Origin of the sequence: Dactylosporangium sp. NPDC050588, assembly GCF_040654975.1 — a bacterium.
GTDB lineage: Bacteria > Actinomycetota > Actinomycetes > Mycobacteriales > Micromonosporaceae > Dactylosporangium > Dactylosporangium maewongense.
The window spans coordinates 1-16,726 of record NZ_JBFAJA010000062.1 but is presented as its reverse complement, the minus strand read 5'-3'; the positions used below and the strand labels follow the sequence as shown (position 1 = coordinate 16,726).

Sequence of the window (16,726 nt, the reverse complement as noted above, 5' to 3'; positions counted from 1 at the left end):
GTGTTCGCAGCGGCGTTAGGCTGGCGCCCCAGCACCGAGCACGGGGACACGTCCATGAACGACGACCGGCACGCCGACCCCCAACCGGCGATCCAGTCCGAACTCACCATCACCACCACGACCGGCAGCGGCGAGACGCGGCTGGTCGCGGTCGGGTACCTCGACTTCGCCTCCGCCGAAGCCTTCCACGCCGCTGTGCTGCAGGCGTTCGACGCCGGGGCCCGGGCGGTCACCGCCGACGTGGCGGGGATCGCGTTCAGCGACTCGTCCGGGCTGGCCGCCCTCATCCGCGCGCACAAGACCGCTGCCCGGCTCGGACGCCGGTTCGGCATCGCCGACCCGGGCGACCGGCTGACCCGGATCTTCGCGATGACCGCCCTGGACCAGGTCCTGCACATCATCAGGACCCCGCCCACCGGCCGCGCCGGGGCGGCGGACGGCTAGCTGGCGGCGCCGCTGGGCAGCGGGACGGTGTCCAGCCAGAACTGGTTGATCTGCCGGACCACGCCGACGAACTCCTCATACCCGGCCGGCTTGGTGATGTAGGCGTTGCTGTGGCTGTCGTAGCAGGCGATCAGATCCTCGAGAGCGCCGGAGGTCGTCAGCACCACCACCGGGATGCTCGCCACCGCGGCGTCGCTCTTGATCTGCCGCAGCACCTCACGGTCGTCGACGCAGGGCAGGTTCAGGTCGAGCACGATGAAGTCCGGCCGCGGCGCGTCGACGTGCTCGCCCCGCCGATACAGGAAGTCCAGGGCCTGCTCGCCGTCGCGGGCGACGTGCAGATGGCTGTCGGGCGCGTCGTCGGCGAACGCCTCCCGCGCCATCAACTCATCACCGGCGTCATCCTCGACGAGCAGGATGGTCGCGGTCAGCGCACGGCCGGTCAACGCCATGGCAGAGTGTCCCTTCCGCCGAACATGCCGCTCTGGGCGGCCGACACCCGGCCGGGATCGATTGCCGGTAACTGTACGGCCCGACGGCGCCCACCGCCCTTGGGCCGCCACCGCGGCCGACGCAGCATTGGAACCGTCGGCCGCTCCAGGGCCGGTCGGCGCCGCCTGTGTGGTCCCCGGCCCGGTCACCTCCGCGGCTGCCACCACCGCATCGGCAGCGGCAGTCCGGCTGACGGCCAGCGTCGCGGACGCGCTCATGGCGAGTGGCGGTCGGTGCGTGGTGATCCGTCCGGGCTCGGCAGCCCTGCTGCTTGTATCGTCCTGGCCTTGCCCGGCAAGAGGACGCCGGACGGCCGCCCATGTCGGAGTGTCCGGGACCCGGGCGGGTGTTCGGGTCGCGCTGCTCGGCGTGATGCTCGAACGCGTGGGGCGGTGCTGCGGGTGGTTGGGGCGGTCAGGGGGCGGCCGGGGCTCGTTCCCGCGTCAGGGCTCCGCGTCGCGGGCGTCGGGGATGACTCAGAGGTGTCCCGGCTGCCTCCTGTCCGCCTCACCGGTCCGGGTCGCGTGGTGGGAAGGCGAGGGTTTCGTCGTAGAGTTCGCCGCGGGCGAGGCAGTGGTGCAGTCCGGACAGCAGCCGTCGGGCGACGCGGCGCAGCGCGCCGGCGTAGGTGTCGCCGGCGGCGCGGCGGTGTTGGTAGAGCTGGCAGGCGCCGGGGGATTTGGGGATCTGGCGATGATCTTGTGGTGATCGTTGGCCTGTTGCGGGTGTCCACTGTTGACCGTGGTAGTAGATCACGGTGGATCTTGAGCGGCTGCTGCCGCACCTGGCGGAGGTCACGATCGACGGGGTTCATCAGGCCGGCGGTTGGATCGTGGTCGATGCCCGGTCCCGTGCTGTACGGGTCGCCTGTCCGGGCTGTGGTATCGAGTCGGCGCGGGTGCACGTCCGGTACCGTCGGCGGCTGGCGGACACAGCCCTCGTGGGGCGCCCGGTCGTGATCCGGCTGCTGGTACGGCGGCTAACCTGCCGGACGAGCGAGTGCGCCCGGGTCACGTTCGTCGAGCAGATCCCGGGCCTGACGAGCGCGCATTCCCGGTACAGCCCGCCGTTGCGCGCGGCGTTGACCGCGGTCGCCGTCGCCCTGGCCGGTCGGCCCGGTGCCCGGCTGGCCCGGAAGCTGGGTATGCCCGCGGGCCGGGACACGCTGCTGGGGCTGCTCCGCGCGGCGCCGCTGCCGCAACCGACCGTGGTCACTGTGCTCGGCGTCGACGACTTCGCCCTACGCCGCGGCCATGTCTATGGCGCCGTACTGCTCGACATGGACACCCACCGGCCGGTCGACGTCCTACCAGGCCGTGACGCCGAGCCGCTCGCCGTCTGGCTGCGGGAGCACCCCGGGGCCGAGATCATCTGCCGGGACCGGGCCGGCGCCTACTCCGACGGCGCCCGCAGCGGCGCCCCGGACGCAGTCCAGGTTGCAGACAGGTGGCATGTCTGGCACAACGTGGGCGAAGCCGTCGACAAGATCGTCACCCTGCATCACGCCTGCGTGCGTGCCGCGTTGACCGCCAAACCGGGAACCGGCCCAGCTCCCGAGAGTGAGCCACAGCCCGCCCACGACACCGAACCGGCCGGAGACTCGCAACGAACAGCCGACCCTGGACAACCGCAGGCCCCGCCGAGAGTAGTCGCCCCTGCCGTGCCGGACGGGACGCTCGACGTGTGCGGCCGGGAACGGTCGCTGGTCGGACGGACCCGTGACCGCTACGCGGCCGTCCAGCAACTGCTGGCCGAGAACGCCTCACTGTCCGAGATCGGCCGGCAGCTCGAACTGGACCGCACCACCGTGCGCCGCTTCGCCAGAGCGTCCAGCGCCGACGAACTCCTCGTCAAAGCCGTCAACCGCGCCAGCATGCTCGACGGCTACGCCGAACACCTGACCGCCAGATTCACCGAGGGTGTCACCAACGCCAACACCCTGCACGCCGAACTGACCACGCTCGGGTTCACCGGAAGCGTCCAGACCGTCCGCCGCTGGCTACACCCGATGCGCACCGCCGCGCCCACCAAGCCCGTGCGACCACAGCCCGCCAGGCTGACCCGGCCTGGGTGCGGGCCTTCGTGGCGAAGTCTTTGGCGAGTTTGAACAGCCGGAGCGCTTCGACGTGTCCGTTGCCGGTCTTCGCTTGCGTGGTGGCGCGGCCGCTGAGGACCGCCCGTGCTGCGGCTTCGGCGTCGATCGTGTCGGTCTTGCCACGCCGCCGTCGGGTGGCTCGGTCGGGGCTGTTGACGTCGATGACGTGAACGTTCTTGGTATGCAGGTAGCGGGTGAGCGCTGCGCCGCAGGAGCCGGTGCCTTCAACACCGGCCTGCCGTACGGTGCCGAAGGAACTGGCCCAGGCTAGGAGTTGCTCGTATCCGGCTGCGGTGGTGGGGAACGCTGCGGTACCCAACAGGACGCCCAGACTCGTGAGCGCCGCGGCGACGTGGGTGTCCTTGTGCGTGTCAACTCCAAGCGTGATCTCGAGTTCGACAGGGTGGGTGTCGGCCTGGCCGGCAGGCGGCGGCTGGGGGATGCTGAGCATTGGTCGTTCGGCTCCTTGACGGCTTCGAGGGCGGATGGCCGTCGCCGGGCCGGGAGGGCGGTCAGGACTGTGATGGTGCCTTGTTCGCAGCAAGGCCCCTATCGGGACACGCCTTCCCGGTCTGGCGGCAGCACGCACCGCCCCAGGCCTGGTGCCGACAGATCGTCACCCAGACACCAGAGTCGGTCGTTGCGCGGGTCAGGCACCCGACCTGGGACAGCCAGAAGTTATCCTCACAGTCATTGCGGTTGCCGCCGGTCAGTGACACGGCGAGAGGGATGTTGGCGCCCTCGGTCAGGACGTGGTGCTTGGAGCCCGGACGGGCGCGGTCGACCGGGCTCGGCCCGACGGATTCGCCGATCCGGCTGATCGCGTCGTCGGTGTGCAGCAGCTTCGATGCTGTCAGTTCGACACGCAGCCGCCCGAGGTAGGCCATCGGCGGCAGGCCGGCGGTCGTCGTGAACAGCCGCACCAGATATTTGGGGGTGAGGGCTCGATCTGACGCAGTAGCATCAGAGCTCCACGAACCTGGGCCAGTCGCCCGCTCGGGGCGTTCGAAGCCGGTCGCAGGCCCGCCGGCTCCGCAGAACACCCACGTGGGGCAGCGGAAGCTCGACACCGTTGCAATGGATACCCTGAGGCCTTCTCCGGGAATTTCCCCCTGCTGCGGGCCGCCCGGCGGGGCGAGGATGAGGGGGTGCTGCGGCTTGCTCTCAAGGGTGCGCTTTCCCGTTGGCGGCGACTGGCCCTCTCCGGGCTGGCGGTCGTCCTCGGCGTCGTGTTCGTCTCCGGTGCGCTGGTGCTCACCGCGACCCTCGGCGGCTCATACACCGAGACCGCGCGCAGGGCCAACGCCGGCACCGACGTGTCGGTCGGCCCCGGCGACACGATCTCCGCCGCCGGGGTGCCGGCGGCCCTCGCCGTCCGGCTGGCCGATGTGCCCGGGGTGGCCGCGGCGACCGGGATCGTGTCGGCCGACGGGGCGCGGCTCATCGGCGCCGACGGCAAGGTGGTGCCCTCGCCGGATCGGCCGCGGCTCGGCGTCAGCTGGCCCGGCCAAGCCCGATCCGTGCAGCTGCGCGCCGGGCACGGCCCGCAGCGCGACGACGAGATCGCGGTCAGCACGGCCCTTGCCGCAGCTGCGGGCGTGCGGGTCGGGGATCGGGTCGCGGTCCTCACCCTGCAGCCCAAGCGGACGTTCACCGTCGTCGGGACGTTCGCCTACGCCGATACCAGCCAGCAGGTCGTGGCCTTTACCGAGCCCGTCGCGCAGGTGCTGATGCTCGGTGCTCCCGGCGCGTTCTCCTCGATCTCGGTCACCGCCCGGGTCGGGGTCGATGCCCGGCAGCTGCGCGATCGGATCGCCGCCGCGCTCGGCGCGGACTATCGGGTCCGCACCGGTGAGCAGGTCAGCCTGGCCGAGGGGGCCGCGCGCGGACGGTCCCTGGACCTGACCAACAATTTGCTGCTCGGGTTCGCCGGGGTGGCACTGTTCGTGGGGGCGTTCCTGATCCTCAACACGTTCTCGATGCTGGTCGCCCAACGGACCCGGGAGCTGGCGTTCCTGCGGGCCATAGGCGCCGGGCGCCGGCAGATCATCGTGTCGGTCCTGGCCGAGGCGGCCGTGGTCGGGCTCGGCGGCTCGGTCATCGGGCTGGCCGGCGGGATCGGCGTGGGCGCGCTGGTCACACGAGCGCCCGTGGTCGTGCCGGCGAGCGCGGTGCTCGCCGCGTTCGGGGTGGGGCTGCTGGTCACCATGGTGGCTGCGCTGCTGCCGGCGGTGCGGGCCGCGCACGTGCCTCCGGTGGCGGCGCTGCGCGAGACCGCTGCGCCCGAGCGGCCCTCGACCCGGCTCACGGTGGCCGGGGCGATCGTCCTCGCCGCCGGCGCCGGCCTGCTCGGGTTCGGCTTCGCCTCTGCGGCCCAGAGCGGTGCCCCGCTGATCCTCGGCGGTGCACTGGTCGCGTTCGCCGGGATTACGATGCTGACGCCGGCGCTGGCCCGGCCCGCCGCCGGGCTGCTCGGGCGGGTGTTCGTGCGGTCGGTGCCGGGTCGCCTGGCCCGGCTCAACGCCGGCCGCAATCCCCGACGCACCGCGGCGACCGCGGCCGCGCTCATGGTCGGCGTGGCGCTGCTGGCCGGCATCTCCACCGTGTTCGACTCCGCGACGGGCAGTGTGCGTCGGCTCGTCGCTGACCAGGTCAAGGCCGACTTCGTGCTCAGCGGCGACGCCAACGGCGTGACCCGCACCGGTTTCGACCCGGCCGTGCTGACCCGCGCCGCGGCGCTGCCGGGCGTGGCCGCCGTCGCCGGGCTGGGCGAGGGCGGCGCCGTCATCGACGGGCAGCCGGCCTACGTGGAGACCGTCACCGACGTGCCCGCCCTGCGCGACATGCTGAGCCTCACCGCCGCCGAGGGCACGATCGGCGCACTCGGCGACGACCAGATCCTGGTCGACCAGCGCGCCGTCACCGCGGCCGGCCCACACGTCGGCGACCGCGTGACGGTTCGCCTGCCCCGCGGCGAGCCACGGCAGTTCACCCTCGCCGGCATCTACACCGACACCGACCTGCTGACCGGCTGGCTGCTGCCGGCCTCGGCGGCGAGTGGCTTCAAGCAGCCGCTGCCGAGCCGCGCGTTCATCCGGCTGCACCCCGGCACCGACACCGGCGCGGCCCGCGGGCAGTTGACCGCGCTGCTGGCCGACAGCCCCGAGGTCGGCGTGAGCGATCGCGGGCAGTACACCGCCCAGGAGAATGCCAAGGCCGACCGCCTGCTGGGCATCGTGCAGGCGCTGCTGTCGCTGGCAGTGGTCATCGCCGTGCTGGGCATCGCCAACACCGTGGCCCTGTCCGTGCTCGAACGGACCCGCGAGCTGGGCCTGCTGCGCGCCGTGGGCCTCCGCAGGCTCCAGACCCTGCTGATGACCGCCGCCGAGGCCACGGTGATATCCGTCTTCGGCGCACTGCTGGGCGTCGCGGTCGGCGTCAGCCTGGGCGCGGCCATCGTCCGCGCCCTGCAGAGTCAGGGCGTGACCGAGCTGTCGGTGCCGTTCGAGCGGCTTTTCGCCTACCTGGCGCTGGCCGCCCTCGCCGGCACCCTGGCCGCCATCCCGCCGGCGGCCCGCGCCGCCCGCCTGAACATCCTGACCGCCATCGCCAACCCCTGATTCCCTATCGGGGATCGGGTGTCAAGGCCCGGCTTGACCGGGCTGGTTTCTGGTCGGAGGATCGTTGGTGGGGAAGGTTGCCTCGTTTGTCCGCGCCTTGCGCGCGTGACCTGTCATGCCCTGTGTGGGTTTGCTGAGGGGCCTTCCCCGCCCTTGTCTTGCTGCTGCGGCGCCGACGACGGACGTCCTCGGTCACGGTCCACTGCTCCGCGATGATGGTCTTCGCATGGTCGGGAGTGACTGGTCGGCCGTCGGTGTCGCAGATGACGTAGGGCATGCCGCGGTGCATGACGGTCCAGAGTCGTTCGGCGAGCCGGCCGGCGACGACGCAGAGGGCTTTGAGGTGTTCGGCGCCGCGTTCGACCATCTGCTGGTGGTAAACCCTGGCCAGTTGCGGGTCCTGTTTACGGGCCCAGTCCGCGGCGCGGATCAAGGTGGAGCGGGCCAGCCTTGACCCGGCTTTGGACATGGGTTGGCCTTTGCGGTCGGTGTTGCCGGTCTCCGACGCGCGGGGAGTCAGGCCGAGGTAGGACTTGAAGTGCGCGGCGGTCGGGAACCGGTCGGGGCGGCCGATGACCGCGGTCACCGCGGGCCCGCCGACCAGGGCCAGCCCGGGAAGGGTCCGGGCCAGCTGCGCAGGATCGACCCACCGGTAACACGTCTCCCGTTCCGCGGCGTGCGCGGCGAGCTCGACACCGACCGCGCGCAGCAACCTGACCTCGGTAGCGATCTCGGCAGCAAGGTCGGTGAACGCCGCCGCCGGATGCGTGCCGTAGAGGTCGACCGCAGCCTGCGCCGCGGCGATCCACTGCTCGGCCCGGGCCGTGCCCTGATGGTTGTTGGACGCCTTCACGATCACCGCGGTCACCCGGGCCCGGCCCGCCTTGAGCAGCACCCGCGGATCGGCATAGCGTTCCAGCACAGCAAGGTCGGCCTGGCCCAGGTCACCGGTCAGCGGTGTGCACGGCGTCACCTGCCGGACCAGATCCTTGATCCGCACCTTGTGCTCCGCAGCAGCCATCGTCAACCGGTCACATGCCCGCACCCGCCGGTCCAACGCCGCCGCCTCGGCACCGGGCAGTTCCAACTCCCGCAACCCGCCGGGATCGATCAACGGCAACCGGGCAAGGGTGTCCGCGTCGATACCGTTGGACTTCGCATGCCGCGACAGGAACCTGCGCAGGTCCGCCGCCTTCGCCGACGACACCCGGAACACCGCATGCCCGCGACCGGTGAAGAACACCGCGACCGGCAACCACGCCGGACCGGTCGGCTCGAACACCACCTCCAACCGGGTCCCAGCCACCGCACCAGCCAGGGCTGCAGACTCGATCGCGGTCAGGCTCTCCACCGTCGGTTCGCACCGCCGCCGACCCACCTCCCGCCCACCCTCGTCCAGAACCCGCACGGTATGCGCCGACGCGATCCCCAAATCGATACCGACCAGCCGTCGCTGCACCACCACATCTCCACCCTTCGTCAGCCGCAACGAACTCCGGCGGCCCACCAACCAACGGCACACCTTCACGGCCACGGTCCCAAGGAGGCAGAGCGTCCTGACGACGGCTCCCACTCATGTGCTGCAAACGGACCCGACCTCCACGGGCCGGTCCACTTCCCTCATCCGGGGCATCCGTGGCCAGGCCAGCGATGGCAATCAGAGGCACGAGGCTCACCCTCAGACCCACTCTCAACGCCACCCACCGGACCAACCGGGATGCTCATGCAACCCTGGAACCCCGGACCGATCAAGTACCGGAGCTCCTTACATGACCCGACCCGATCAACTCGACAGCGGACCGCCCGCGTGTGCCGATGGTGTTGTGTGGACCGTTGCCGTCACAGGAGAGGTGCGGTCAAGATATCGCTTGCCGCTCGCTGGCCGTGGTGCCGTCGAGCTCACGCAGCTGGTATGCGCACCATCACGGACTACACCGCAACCCTGGCGGCCGGTGACACCTGTACCGTGCCAAAACGTGTCCTCGTCGGTTCGAGCGTGGAGATGAAGGTGACAGTTACGGGCGCGCATTTTCGAAGGCACCGATCAACACGTCCCCGCATGTCAACAGCGATCCGAAAGCGGCCGCGGCTGCGCTGCAGAACGCATTGAACAAGCATCTTGACAAACCGACGCCATGACGAAGTCCCTCGTGTCGATGGCGATGGTCGCTCTGGTGGCCGTCGCCGGGAAGGTCGCCTGCAGCGGACCGGCAGGATCGCCCAGCCGGCGGCCAGAGGTGAGCCCTCCCGGCGACTGGCAGCGGATCGGCACCTGGGACTCAGCCACCGCCGGCCTCCCGCCCGCCCGGGTTTCCATCCTGGGCGGGCGGTTGATCGGCCTGCGGGCTCGCTGCTCAGGCTCCGGCGAGCTGACGGTGCGCGTGCACACGGCAACCTTCGAGGTCGTCAACGGGGCCACCTGCAACGGACGATGGCGGTTGGCTGCGCTTCTGTTCCCCCCGGGGGGAGCCAGCCCGAGCCCGGACCCAATCCGGCGGACCTCGACGGACCGGGCACCATCACCTCCTGGGAGCTGGAGGCGTACGACACCGATCCTCCTGTCCCGACGCCGTCAGGGTGAGGCGGGCGGAAGGACGGTCAGCGTCACGGTGACGGGTTCTGCCGGGTAGGGGGTGCTGGTCCGCACGGCCAGCCGGGCGTAGTGCACGCCCGGCTTGCCGGCGGCGGAAGCGGTCAGCGTGACCGTCGCCGTCCGGCTCTTGCCGGCCCCGACGGCGAACGCCGCCGGGGCCGCCGACAGCCGTGGCACGTCGGTGGGCTCGTGCTCGTCGTCGCAAGGTTGCCCTGGAGGAGGTCGATCAGGCGCTGCATGCTCCGCCGGGCTGCCGGTTGCGATGGTTGAGGAGCTGGACGGTCTCGCGGACGCAGCAGGCGCGGCGCTCTGATGTCATCCGGGAGGCACTTGTGGCCTACGTCAGGGAGGGGCAGCGCCGGTTGGTCCTGACGACGCGCAGCAGGCGCTCGATGTGCTGCGGAAGGTCGTTGCCGGTCGATTCGGCAACCAGGCCGAGGTGGCGTAGCCGCAGGGCTCGCTGACATGGACCCCTTTACTCGGCCGGTTTATGCTTTCGGTGACCTGGGAGAACGTGCTTGAGCACGTCGCTGGGGCCTCCGACGACTGGGGGTCAAGGGGTCGTGGGTTCGAATCCCGCCGTCCCGACAATCTGAGGGTTTCCGCAGGTCACACTACCTGCGGAGGCCCTCATTTCATTCCCTGGTTTGAATGTCAGGTCAAGCATGTCGCTGTTGGACCCCTTGACGCGGCTTGTTCGGTTCCAAACGATCTGGAATCCAGGCGTGTTCTTGCTGGTCTCGGGCTTGTGCTCCCGTGTCTGTTTCGCGCGGGCCGGCGATCAGCAACCTTGACATTGCGCCTGAACGAGTCAAGGTGTCTCGCCCCTTCGGGTGATGGCTTTTGGCTGATGGCTGCCTAACTGGCATTGGGTGGTCCATTGCGGGCGCGCACCGCCCTCGATTGCGTGTCAACGGTTCGCTCGCAAGTCAGATTCCGTCAGGGCGACGCAACGGTTTCAGCAGTTCAGGAGCTCGCGAGACGCGCATCGGTGTGACTCGGTCTTGTGCGTGGATCGGTGCGCAGCTCTTGAACTCCTTGACATTGCCGGAAGTGGTTTTATGGCGCTGCGGGCGCTGTTGGCGGTCAGCTCGCTGCGCGGCAGTTCCACTTCGGCGCGCAGGCCTGTATCGGGCCAATATTTGTCGCGTGGTCTGTGACCTGGGTGTTCGCCGATCTGGTCTGGTCAGGCTGCTCGTGGGTATTAGTTGATCACGCCGCCGAGGAGTTGTCGTCGTCGAACAGATGCATCGATGGCGACGAGTGCGTCTGGGTTGTGGTTGGGTGGATGCTGGTCGAGGCTCTGGTGTGGACGGTGGTCGTTGAAGTGGCGCTCGTACCGCCGACCACGGCACGGGCGTGCCGCTCGTCGTATACCAGCACCCGGTCGGTACATTCGGCCCGCACGCTGCGGACGAACCGTTCCGCGTAGTAGTTCGCCCGAGGAGTCCTCGGCGGAGTTCTGACCACTTCGACCCCGTCGGCGGTGAACACCGCGTCGAAGGTTCCTGCGAACTTGGCGTCGCGGTCACGGATCAGGAACCGAAACGCGGTGATCCGATCGCCGAGGTCCATGACCAGATTGCGGGCCTGCTGGGTGGTCCATGCGGCGGTCGGGTGCGCGGTGACGCCGAGGATGTGCACCCGCCGCGTGCTGATCTCCATGACAAAAGCAGCACGTACAACCGCCGCAATGTGATGGTGTCGATGTGGAAGAAGTCGGTCGCCAGCAGCCCGGACGCCTGAGCCTGCAGGAACGTCCGCCAACTGGTGTCGATTTCACGCGGGGCAGGCCCGACCGGGGAACCGGCGAGGATGCGGCGGATGGTGCCGGCGCCGACCCGGTGACCGAGCCCGACGAGCTCACCCTGGATCCGTCGATGCCCCCATCCCGGGTTCTCCCTGGCCAGCCGCAGGACCAGGGCACGGACGTCGTCGCTGATCCGTGGTCGTCCCGGCTGGTTCGGGTAGGTCCAGTGCCGGCGGACCAGCCGGCGGTGCCAGGCCAGCAGCGTGGCCGGGGTGACGATCCGATGCTTCCATAGCTCCCGTGGCAGCGTCCGGACCAGCGGGGACAACACCGCACGTTCCGGCCACGACAGGCGCGGCCGACCGACCTGGCGGCGCAGCACCGCCACCTCATGGCGCAATACCATCAGCTCCGCGGCCATCGCGGACTCGCTCCGCACGGGCTGCGGCAGCCAGCCGAACACCCGCACAACGCTCAGGTGCAGCACCCGCACCAACACGCCCGCCATCCTCCATCAGCATCACGGAACAGCAGCTCACGCCATGTGCGACGAGTATTGGCACGGTACAGGTCGACCCGCGAGTCGTGACTCGAGTCCCACCGCATCTGCGGCATGTCTTCTCAACGGCCGCCCTCCGACAGGGGCATCGGATGCGAAGTGGCGCAGGAAGGGCCTCACCAACTGGCACCGGTCGGTCCGTCTCGACGCGCCTGCGACCCAGCAGGCCGCCGCGCCGTCCAGGACGACAGGCGAGCTTCGGACAGCCCGGCAGCATTCAGCGATTGACCGCCACAAACTGGTGACGGGCCTGCGATCACTGCTTCGCAGCGAGACGCCGCTACCGGGCGCTCGTCCGCCACATTCAGCGAAGCGCGACGAGGCCGCCGTGATCGTCGGCCGGCAGGTCGGCGCCGGCGACCGCGACGACCTCCAGGTGCTGCAGGTCGACACGGCCTGAAACGACGGTCATGAACGCGGTGTCGGCGGCGTCGCGGCCGGTGGCGATGCGGACGAGGGATTGGCGGGGGGCCAACCGGGTGGCGTCCCACACCTGCCAACAGCCGTCGATCTCGGTCTCGACCACGGCATGGAAGTCCATCGGCGACAGGCCCGGGGCGTACACAGAGGCGATCCGCGCCGGCACGCCGGCGGCCCGGCACAACGCGGCCACGAGATGGGCGAAGTCGCGGCACACACCGCGCGCGTCCAGCAGCGTGTCCACCGCGTCCGTGCCGGGCCCGCTGGTCCCGGCGGCGTAGGTGATCCGTCGCCAGACGTGGTCGCAGATCGCCTCGACACGCGGCCGGGCGGCGGGAATGTCGCCGAAGGTGGCCCGGGTGAAGCCGGCAAGGCGGTCGGACGGGCAGTAGCGGCTGGGGCGCAGCGCCTCCACCCGGGCCTCGGCCGTCACCGCGTCCGGGGTCACAGCGCCGGTGGTCACCGTCGCCTCGTAGCTGACAGTCCCGGTCCCGGGCTCGAGGTGGACCAGATACTGGCGACCGCCGACCGGGCCGGCAAGTTCCTGCGTCGGCATGGGAACGCTGTTGCTGACCGCTTCGAGACGCTCGCTGACCACGGTACCGGGCCGGCGGGCCGGCGCCGTCTGGAGGACGACAGTGGCCGGTGTGGCCACCTCCAGGACGAGCGAGCATCCGACCTGGTCCGCCGCTGAACTTGAGCTCATGGTCCTCTTTCTGGTCGTGGCTGGTCGCAACGGCGCCGTTCAGCTCGTGCAGTGGTGCGCACGTCCGTGACGGACTTCGCTGCGGCGCTGGTGCGTGTGGCGGGCGTGGGCGGCAGGAAGCGGGAGTGCGTCGTCGACCGACAATCCAATGGCCCCGAAGGTCGACCTGAAATGCTTCGACCAGGGCGGCGTCGTCGGAGGCGCCGATCTGCCATGAACACCGCCACACCGCATCCTCACGACCGATCCCGGCCCGATGCCCGGGGCATGGGCGTCGGCTGACTGGCGGCTCTACCGTGCACCGCCGCCGAGCGGCTCGTGCGCGGCAGCGGCGGCCGCCGCGAGCACCGCCGGGGCGCGCAGCCGGTTGGCCGGGTCCGCGGCGGCCACCATCGCGCCGTGCGCGACAGCCTCAGGCGCGTCCGGCGGCACCACGAGCAGGTCGATCTGGTCGCCGCGGTCGGTGGTGGCGATGAGCACTTCGGGATCGACCGCGCTGAACCATCCGATGCGGATCTCGTGCCCGTCCACCCCGAGCCGGGGAAACCGGCGGTCCCAGGCGGCACTGGACAACATCAGCCGGCGGATGCGGCCGTAGCGCTCCTGCAACGCCACCACGAGTTCCGGAAGCTCGGCCGCGGCGTCGAGCGAGCGGGGCCACCAGCCTCCGTCCAGGATGGCCCGGGTGGCGCGCACCGCGGAGAGTGAGAGCCTCGGACCGGCGGACGGCTGCGATGCGGGGAACGGCGAGGACATGCTGTACCTCTTTCAACGTGCATGGAGGTGACGTCTCGGCGCCGACGTTCGGGCGATACAGGGTGCGTTTCGGACGCTGTCGAGGTGGCGCGGCACGCTCGGCGTCCGGGTTGGTGAGGCCGGTGCACCCTGGCCCGCGTCCGCCGAAGGTCCCGGAACATCCGACCGAAGACCCACCGCCCCGCCAGAGCACCGAAACCGACGACGTCGGTGGACCACAAACGCGACAAGACCAGCAAGGGCCGACAGCAGACGCCCAAGGTCAGCGATCAAGCTCAGTGTCGGACGCCCGCTTAGCCTTCTTGTCGGCCCGCTTCTCCTTCAGCGTCCTGCTTTCCTTCTTGCGGTCTTCCTTGTGTGCGGATCTGCTCGTCATGATGACCTTCTCTCATTCGTCGAAGGTGGGAAACGAGCCCGGCTGGCGGCCGGCGAGCACGGGACCGCTGGCGGCGTCCAGCCGCTGCCCGTGCTGCAACGCGGACAGCAGCGCAAGCGTCGACTCGGCGCCCTGGTTCTCGTTGCGGCCGGAGGCGGTCAGCCCGTCGCGGCCGCCGCCGGTCAAGGGGTCGTGCAGCGGCAGGCCGTTGTCGTTGGCGCCGAGGAACCAGTCGACCGCCGACGCCAGGCCCCGCTCCCAGCGAGGGTCGGCGCTGACGGTCATCGCGCGGGCGCACGCGTCGGCCATCGCGGCGGCCTCGATCGGCTGCTGGTCGAAGGCCGGGGCCCTGTCGTGCGGGCTGGCACCGCCGACCGGTGTGCAGGACAGGTGGCCGTCGCGGGTCTCCCGATCCAGCAGCCAGGCGAGCATGCGCAGGCCGTCGGCCGACGCGTCACCACCGGCCGCGATCAGGGTCTCCGCCAGGGCCGCATTGGCGTAGGTGAGGCGGGGCTCCGGCCACGGCCAGTCCGGATCCGTCGGCACGGCACCGATCGTGACCACCGCATCGTGCAGCAGCCAGCGGGCGGCGGAGTGATCCGGCCGGACATGGAGGACTTCGGCGGCGCCGAGCGCCGCGAACGCCATCGCCCGCGGCCAGCGGGTACGCCGGTGCGCGCCGTTCTCGAAGCACACCAGCGCCGTCTCGCGCATCGACGGCAGCGGGCTGCGGGCGGCCGCCGTGCCGAGGCCCCACAGCGCCCGGCCCCACCAGTCGCCGTCCGACGGCTCGTCCTGCCATCGCCCGTCCGCCCGTCGCCGGTTGCGGAACGCGCCGTCGGGCGCCTGCGCCTCGACGACGAACGCCAGGTACCGCCCGGCGAGGTGGAGCAGGTCCGCCGGTGCGGTCGGCTCGCGGCAGATGACCAGCAGGCCGCGGGCGACGTCATCGACGCAGTACCCGTGCGATGTCCTCGGCGTGCTGTGCTCGGCATGTTCGAACAGGCCCACGTCGTCACTGAGCCGGCGCAGGTGTGCGAACGACGGCCTTGGATGTCGGCGGATGCTCACGCCAGCACCGGTGCGGTGCATGGACACCCCTCCGGGACGGTCACCGCGGACGGCCGGAACCCAGGGACGGAATCGGACATGACCCACCTTCCAATGGCGGGTGCGGCGCCGGCCGGCGAGCGCAGAAGCGAACACGGCGCTGGTCATTCGGTGCTGGGCACCATGAGACGGCAACCTTGCTGTCGCCGCTCGGGCGTCGATCGATGACACATCAACTGACCCCACCGTACACGCATGCCCGGCAAGCGCCACCCAGCGCCGGCGGAGCACTTCACCGGCGCTCGTCGATCCGGCGCGCACGTCCATTGTGGACGGTCGGACGGGCGGGCGTGCTACGGTGGGCCCGTTGACCTGCCTCGACAAATGCTCCAGGTCAACGGCGACGGATCTGTCGCCATCATGGTGCACGCACCGAATGACCAGCGCCGGCTCAGCCTTCTGCGCTCGCCGGTCGGCGCCGCACCCGCCACGAAGGGTGGGCCTCACATGCACACGATGCACCGCAACCGCCGCTGCAGCAGTCCCTGGTCGGCAGGTCGTCGGCAATGACGATCTCCTACGGGTTCCTGAGCACGTACCCGCCGACCCAGTGCGGTCTGGCGACCTTCACAGCCTCCCTGCTACGCGCACTCACCACATCCGCGCCGGGGGACCGCGCGGGCGTCGTGCGAGTGGTGGACTCGCCCACCTACCTGGACCGTCCCGAGGTGATCGCGCAGCTGGCGCTGCACTCCCCGGCAAGCGAGGAGCCGGCCGCCGCCGTGCTCGACCGGCACGACGTCGTGATCGTCCAGCACGAGTACGGGATCTACGGCGGAGCCGACGGCGTGGACCTGTTGCCCTTGCTGCGCCGGCTGCGGAGCCCCGTGATCGTGGTACTGCACACCGTGCTGGGCCGGCCCAGCACGCACCAGAAGCTGGTGCTCGAACAGGTGGTCGCGCTGGCCGGCGCCGCGGTCGTGATGACCGAGGCGGCCCGGACGCTGCTGCTCGCGGAGTACGACGTGGCCCCGGACAAGATCACCGTCATCCCGCACGGTACGCCGGAGGGCCGGCCGCCGCGGCGGCTCGAACCGTCCGACCGGCCCGTGATCCTGACCTGGGGCCTGCTCGGCCCCGGCAAGGGCATCGAGTGGGCGATCTCCGGGATGCGGGCGGTCCGCCACCTGGTGCCGCGGCCGCAGTACGTGATCGCCGGCCGGACGCATCCCAAGGTGCTCACCGAGCAGGGCGAGGCATACCGCCTGAAGCTGTACGCGAGGGTCCGCGCGCTCGGTCTCGCGGGTCTGGTCACGTTCGAGCGCGCCTACCTCGAACAGGACCGGCTCGACCGGCTCATCGAACGCGCGGACGTCGTGCTGCTGCCCTACGACTCACCCGACCAGGCCACCTCAGGAGTGCTCGTCGAGGCGTTGGCGGCATACAAGCCCGTCATAGCCACCACCTTTCCGCACGCCGTGGAGACGCTCAGCAGCGGCGCCGGCGTGCTCGTGCCGCACCGGGACGGCCCGGCCATCGGCGCGGCCCTCAAGCGGGTGCTCACCGAGCCCGGCCTCGCCGCCGGCATGCACGCGGAGGCCAAGCGCATCGCCCAGCACAGCGGCTGGCCCGTCGTCGCGCAGCGCTACCGCGGCCTGGCGGCGATGCTGCTGAGCCGGATGCCGGTGCCCCTGTGACCGCGTCACGGGCACCGGCGGTCGGTCCCCGCGGGGACCAGTGAGGCGTCAGAGCTTGTCGGCGACGAGCACTTCGGTGGTGAGGAAGAGCGCCGCGATCGAGGCGGCGTTCTGCAGGGCGGAGCGGGTGACCTTGGCCGGGTCGATGATGCCCTCGGCCAGGAGGTT

General features: G+C 70.7%; 13 protein-coding genes and 2 pseudogenes. 4 read left to right on the top strand and 11 right to left on the bottom strand.

Annotation, left to right across the window (positions count from 1 at the left end; translation table 11 throughout):
* The first annotated feature begins 54 nt into the window (after nt 1-54).
* Entirely contained in the window at nt 55-444 is a 390-nt protein-coding gene (locus AB0I21_RS36455) for an STAS domain-containing protein (protein ID WP_360568102.1), read from the top strand.
* Here the strand turns inward: AB0I21_RS36455 and AB0I21_RS36450 are convergent.
* Together AB0I21_RS36450 and AB0I21_RS36445 are read right to left on the bottom strand one after the other, a co-directional pair.
* Nucleotides 441-896 (bottom strand): response regulator, encoded by a 456-nt coding sequence (locus tag AB0I21_RS36450; protein ID WP_360568101.1) that lies wholly within the window; start codon nt 894-896, stop codon nt 441-443. The two genes, AB0I21_RS36455 and AB0I21_RS36450, sit on opposite strands and share 4 nt — an antisense overlap.
* A gap of 547 nt (nt 897-1,443) precedes the next feature.
* A complete protein-coding gene (locus tag AB0I21_RS36445; RefSeq protein ID WP_360568099.1) occupies nt 1,444-1,692 on the bottom strand; it encodes a hypothetical protein in 249 nt (82 codons plus the stop codon).
* A 1-nt stretch (nt 1,693) separates the two neighbouring features.
* Here AB0I21_RS36445 and AB0I21_RS36440 point away from each other — a divergent pair.
* Nucleotides 1,694-2,443: pseudogene (locus AB0I21_RS36440) on the top strand (ISL3 family transposase); the annotation flags it as partial.
* Nucleotides 2,444-2,903: 460 nt separating this feature from the next.
* Here the strand turns inward: AB0I21_RS36440 and AB0I21_RS36435 are convergent.
* Together AB0I21_RS36435 and AB0I21_RS36430 are read right to left on the bottom strand one after the other, a co-directional pair.
* On the bottom strand, nt 2,904-3,482 hold the full coding sequence (locus tag AB0I21_RS36435) for a transposase (protein ID WP_360568097.1): 579 nt from the start codon (nt 3,480-3,482) through the stop codon (nt 2,904-2,906).
* Between the two features lie 238 nt (nt 3,483-3,720).
* A pseudogene (locus AB0I21_RS36430) lies at nt 3,721-3,840 on the bottom strand (IS5/IS1182 family transposase); the annotation flags it as partial.
* A 339-nt stretch (nt 3,841-4,179) separates the two neighbouring features.
* Here AB0I21_RS36430 and AB0I21_RS36425 point away from each other — a divergent pair.
* Entirely contained in the window at nt 4,180-6,651 is a 2,472-nt protein-coding gene (locus tag AB0I21_RS36425; protein ID WP_360568095.1) for an FtsX-like permease family protein, read from the top strand.
* Between the two features lie 4 nt (nt 6,652-6,655).
* On the opposite strand, the gene AB0I21_RS36420 is transcribed toward AB0I21_RS36425, so the two are convergent.
* The 7 genes from AB0I21_RS36420 to AB0I21_RS36390 all read right to left on the bottom strand — a co-directional run bounded on the left by AB0I21_RS36420 (nt 6,656) and on the right by AB0I21_RS36390 (nt 14,882).
* On the bottom strand, nt 6,656-8,185 hold the full coding sequence (locus AB0I21_RS36420; RefSeq protein ID WP_360568093.1) for a transposase: 1,530 nt from the start codon (nt 8,183-8,185) through the stop codon (nt 6,656-6,658).
* 1,038 nt (nt 8,186-9,223) lie between these two features.
* Entirely contained in the window at nt 9,224-9,421 is a 198-nt protein-coding gene (locus AB0I21_RS36415; protein WP_360568092.1) for a hypothetical protein, read from the bottom strand.
* Nucleotides 9,422-10,456: 1,035 nt separating this feature from the next.
* The gene (locus AB0I21_RS36410; RefSeq protein WP_360568090.1) at nt 10,457-10,819 is read right to left on the bottom strand and encodes an integrase core domain-containing protein; all 363 of its coding nucleotides are present in this window, start codon (nt 10,817-10,819) and stop codon (nt 10,457-10,459) included.
* Entirely contained in the window at nt 10,780-11,493 is a 714-nt protein-coding gene (locus tag AB0I21_RS36405) for an integrase catalytic region (protein WP_360568088.1), read from the bottom strand. Before AB0I21_RS36405 ends, AB0I21_RS36410 begins: the two co-directional genes overlap by 40 nt.
* A 364-nt stretch (nt 11,494-11,857) precedes the next feature.
* Nucleotides 11,858-12,679 (bottom strand): transglutaminase family protein, encoded by an 822-nt coding sequence (locus AB0I21_RS36400; protein WP_360568086.1) that lies wholly within the window; start codon nt 12,677-12,679, stop codon nt 11,858-11,860.
* A gap of 291 nt (nt 12,680-12,970) precedes the next feature.
* Entirely contained in the window at nt 12,971-13,435 is a 465-nt protein-coding gene (locus AB0I21_RS36395; protein WP_360568084.1) for a DUF5994 family protein, read from the bottom strand.
* 388 nt (nt 13,436-13,823) lie between these two features.
* Nucleotides 13,824-14,882 (bottom strand): glycosyltransferase, encoded by a 1,059-nt coding sequence (locus tag AB0I21_RS36390; RefSeq protein WP_360568082.1) that lies wholly within the window; start codon nt 14,880-14,882, stop codon nt 13,824-13,826.
* 545 nt (nt 14,883-15,427) lie between these two features.
* On the opposite strand from AB0I21_RS36390, the gene AB0I21_RS36385 reads away from it, so the two are divergent.
* Nucleotides 15,428-16,558: a glycosyltransferase gene (locus AB0I21_RS36385; protein WP_360568080.1), complete on the top strand. Its 1,131-nt coding sequence runs from the start codon at nt 15,428-15,430 to the stop codon at nt 16,556-16,558.
* Nucleotides 16,559-16,726: the final 168 nt, after the last annotated feature.

Excerpts from the sequence above, each read along its gene's own strand:
- AB0I21_RS36455 (WP_360568102.1), top strand. The coding sequence starts at position 55 with ATGAACGACGACCGGCACGCCGACCCCCAACCGGCGATCCAGTCCGAA.
- AB0I21_RS36450 (WP_360568101.1), bottom strand. The coding sequence starts at position 896 with ATGGCGTTGACCGGCCGTGCGCTGACCGCGACCATCCTGCTCGTCGAG.
- AB0I21_RS36435 (WP_360568097.1), bottom strand. The coding sequence starts at position 3,482 with ATGCTCAGCATCCCCCAGCCGCCGCCTGCCGGCCAGGCCGACACCCAC.
- AB0I21_RS36410 (WP_360568090.1), bottom strand. The coding sequence starts at position 10,819 with ATGGACCTCGGCGATCGGATCACCGCGTTTCGGTTCCTGATCCGTGAC.
- AB0I21_RS36400 (WP_360568086.1), bottom strand. The coding sequence starts at position 12,679 with ATGAGCTCAAGTTCAGCGGCGGACCAGGTCGGATGCTCGCTCGTCCTG.
- AB0I21_RS36395 (WP_360568084.1), bottom strand. The coding sequence starts at position 13,435 with ATGTCCTCGCCGTTCCCCGCATCGCAGCCGTCCGCCGGTCCGAGGCTC.
- AB0I21_RS36385 (WP_360568080.1), top strand. The coding sequence starts at position 15,428 with ATGACGATCTCCTACGGGTTCCTGAGCACGTACCCGCCGACCCAGTGC.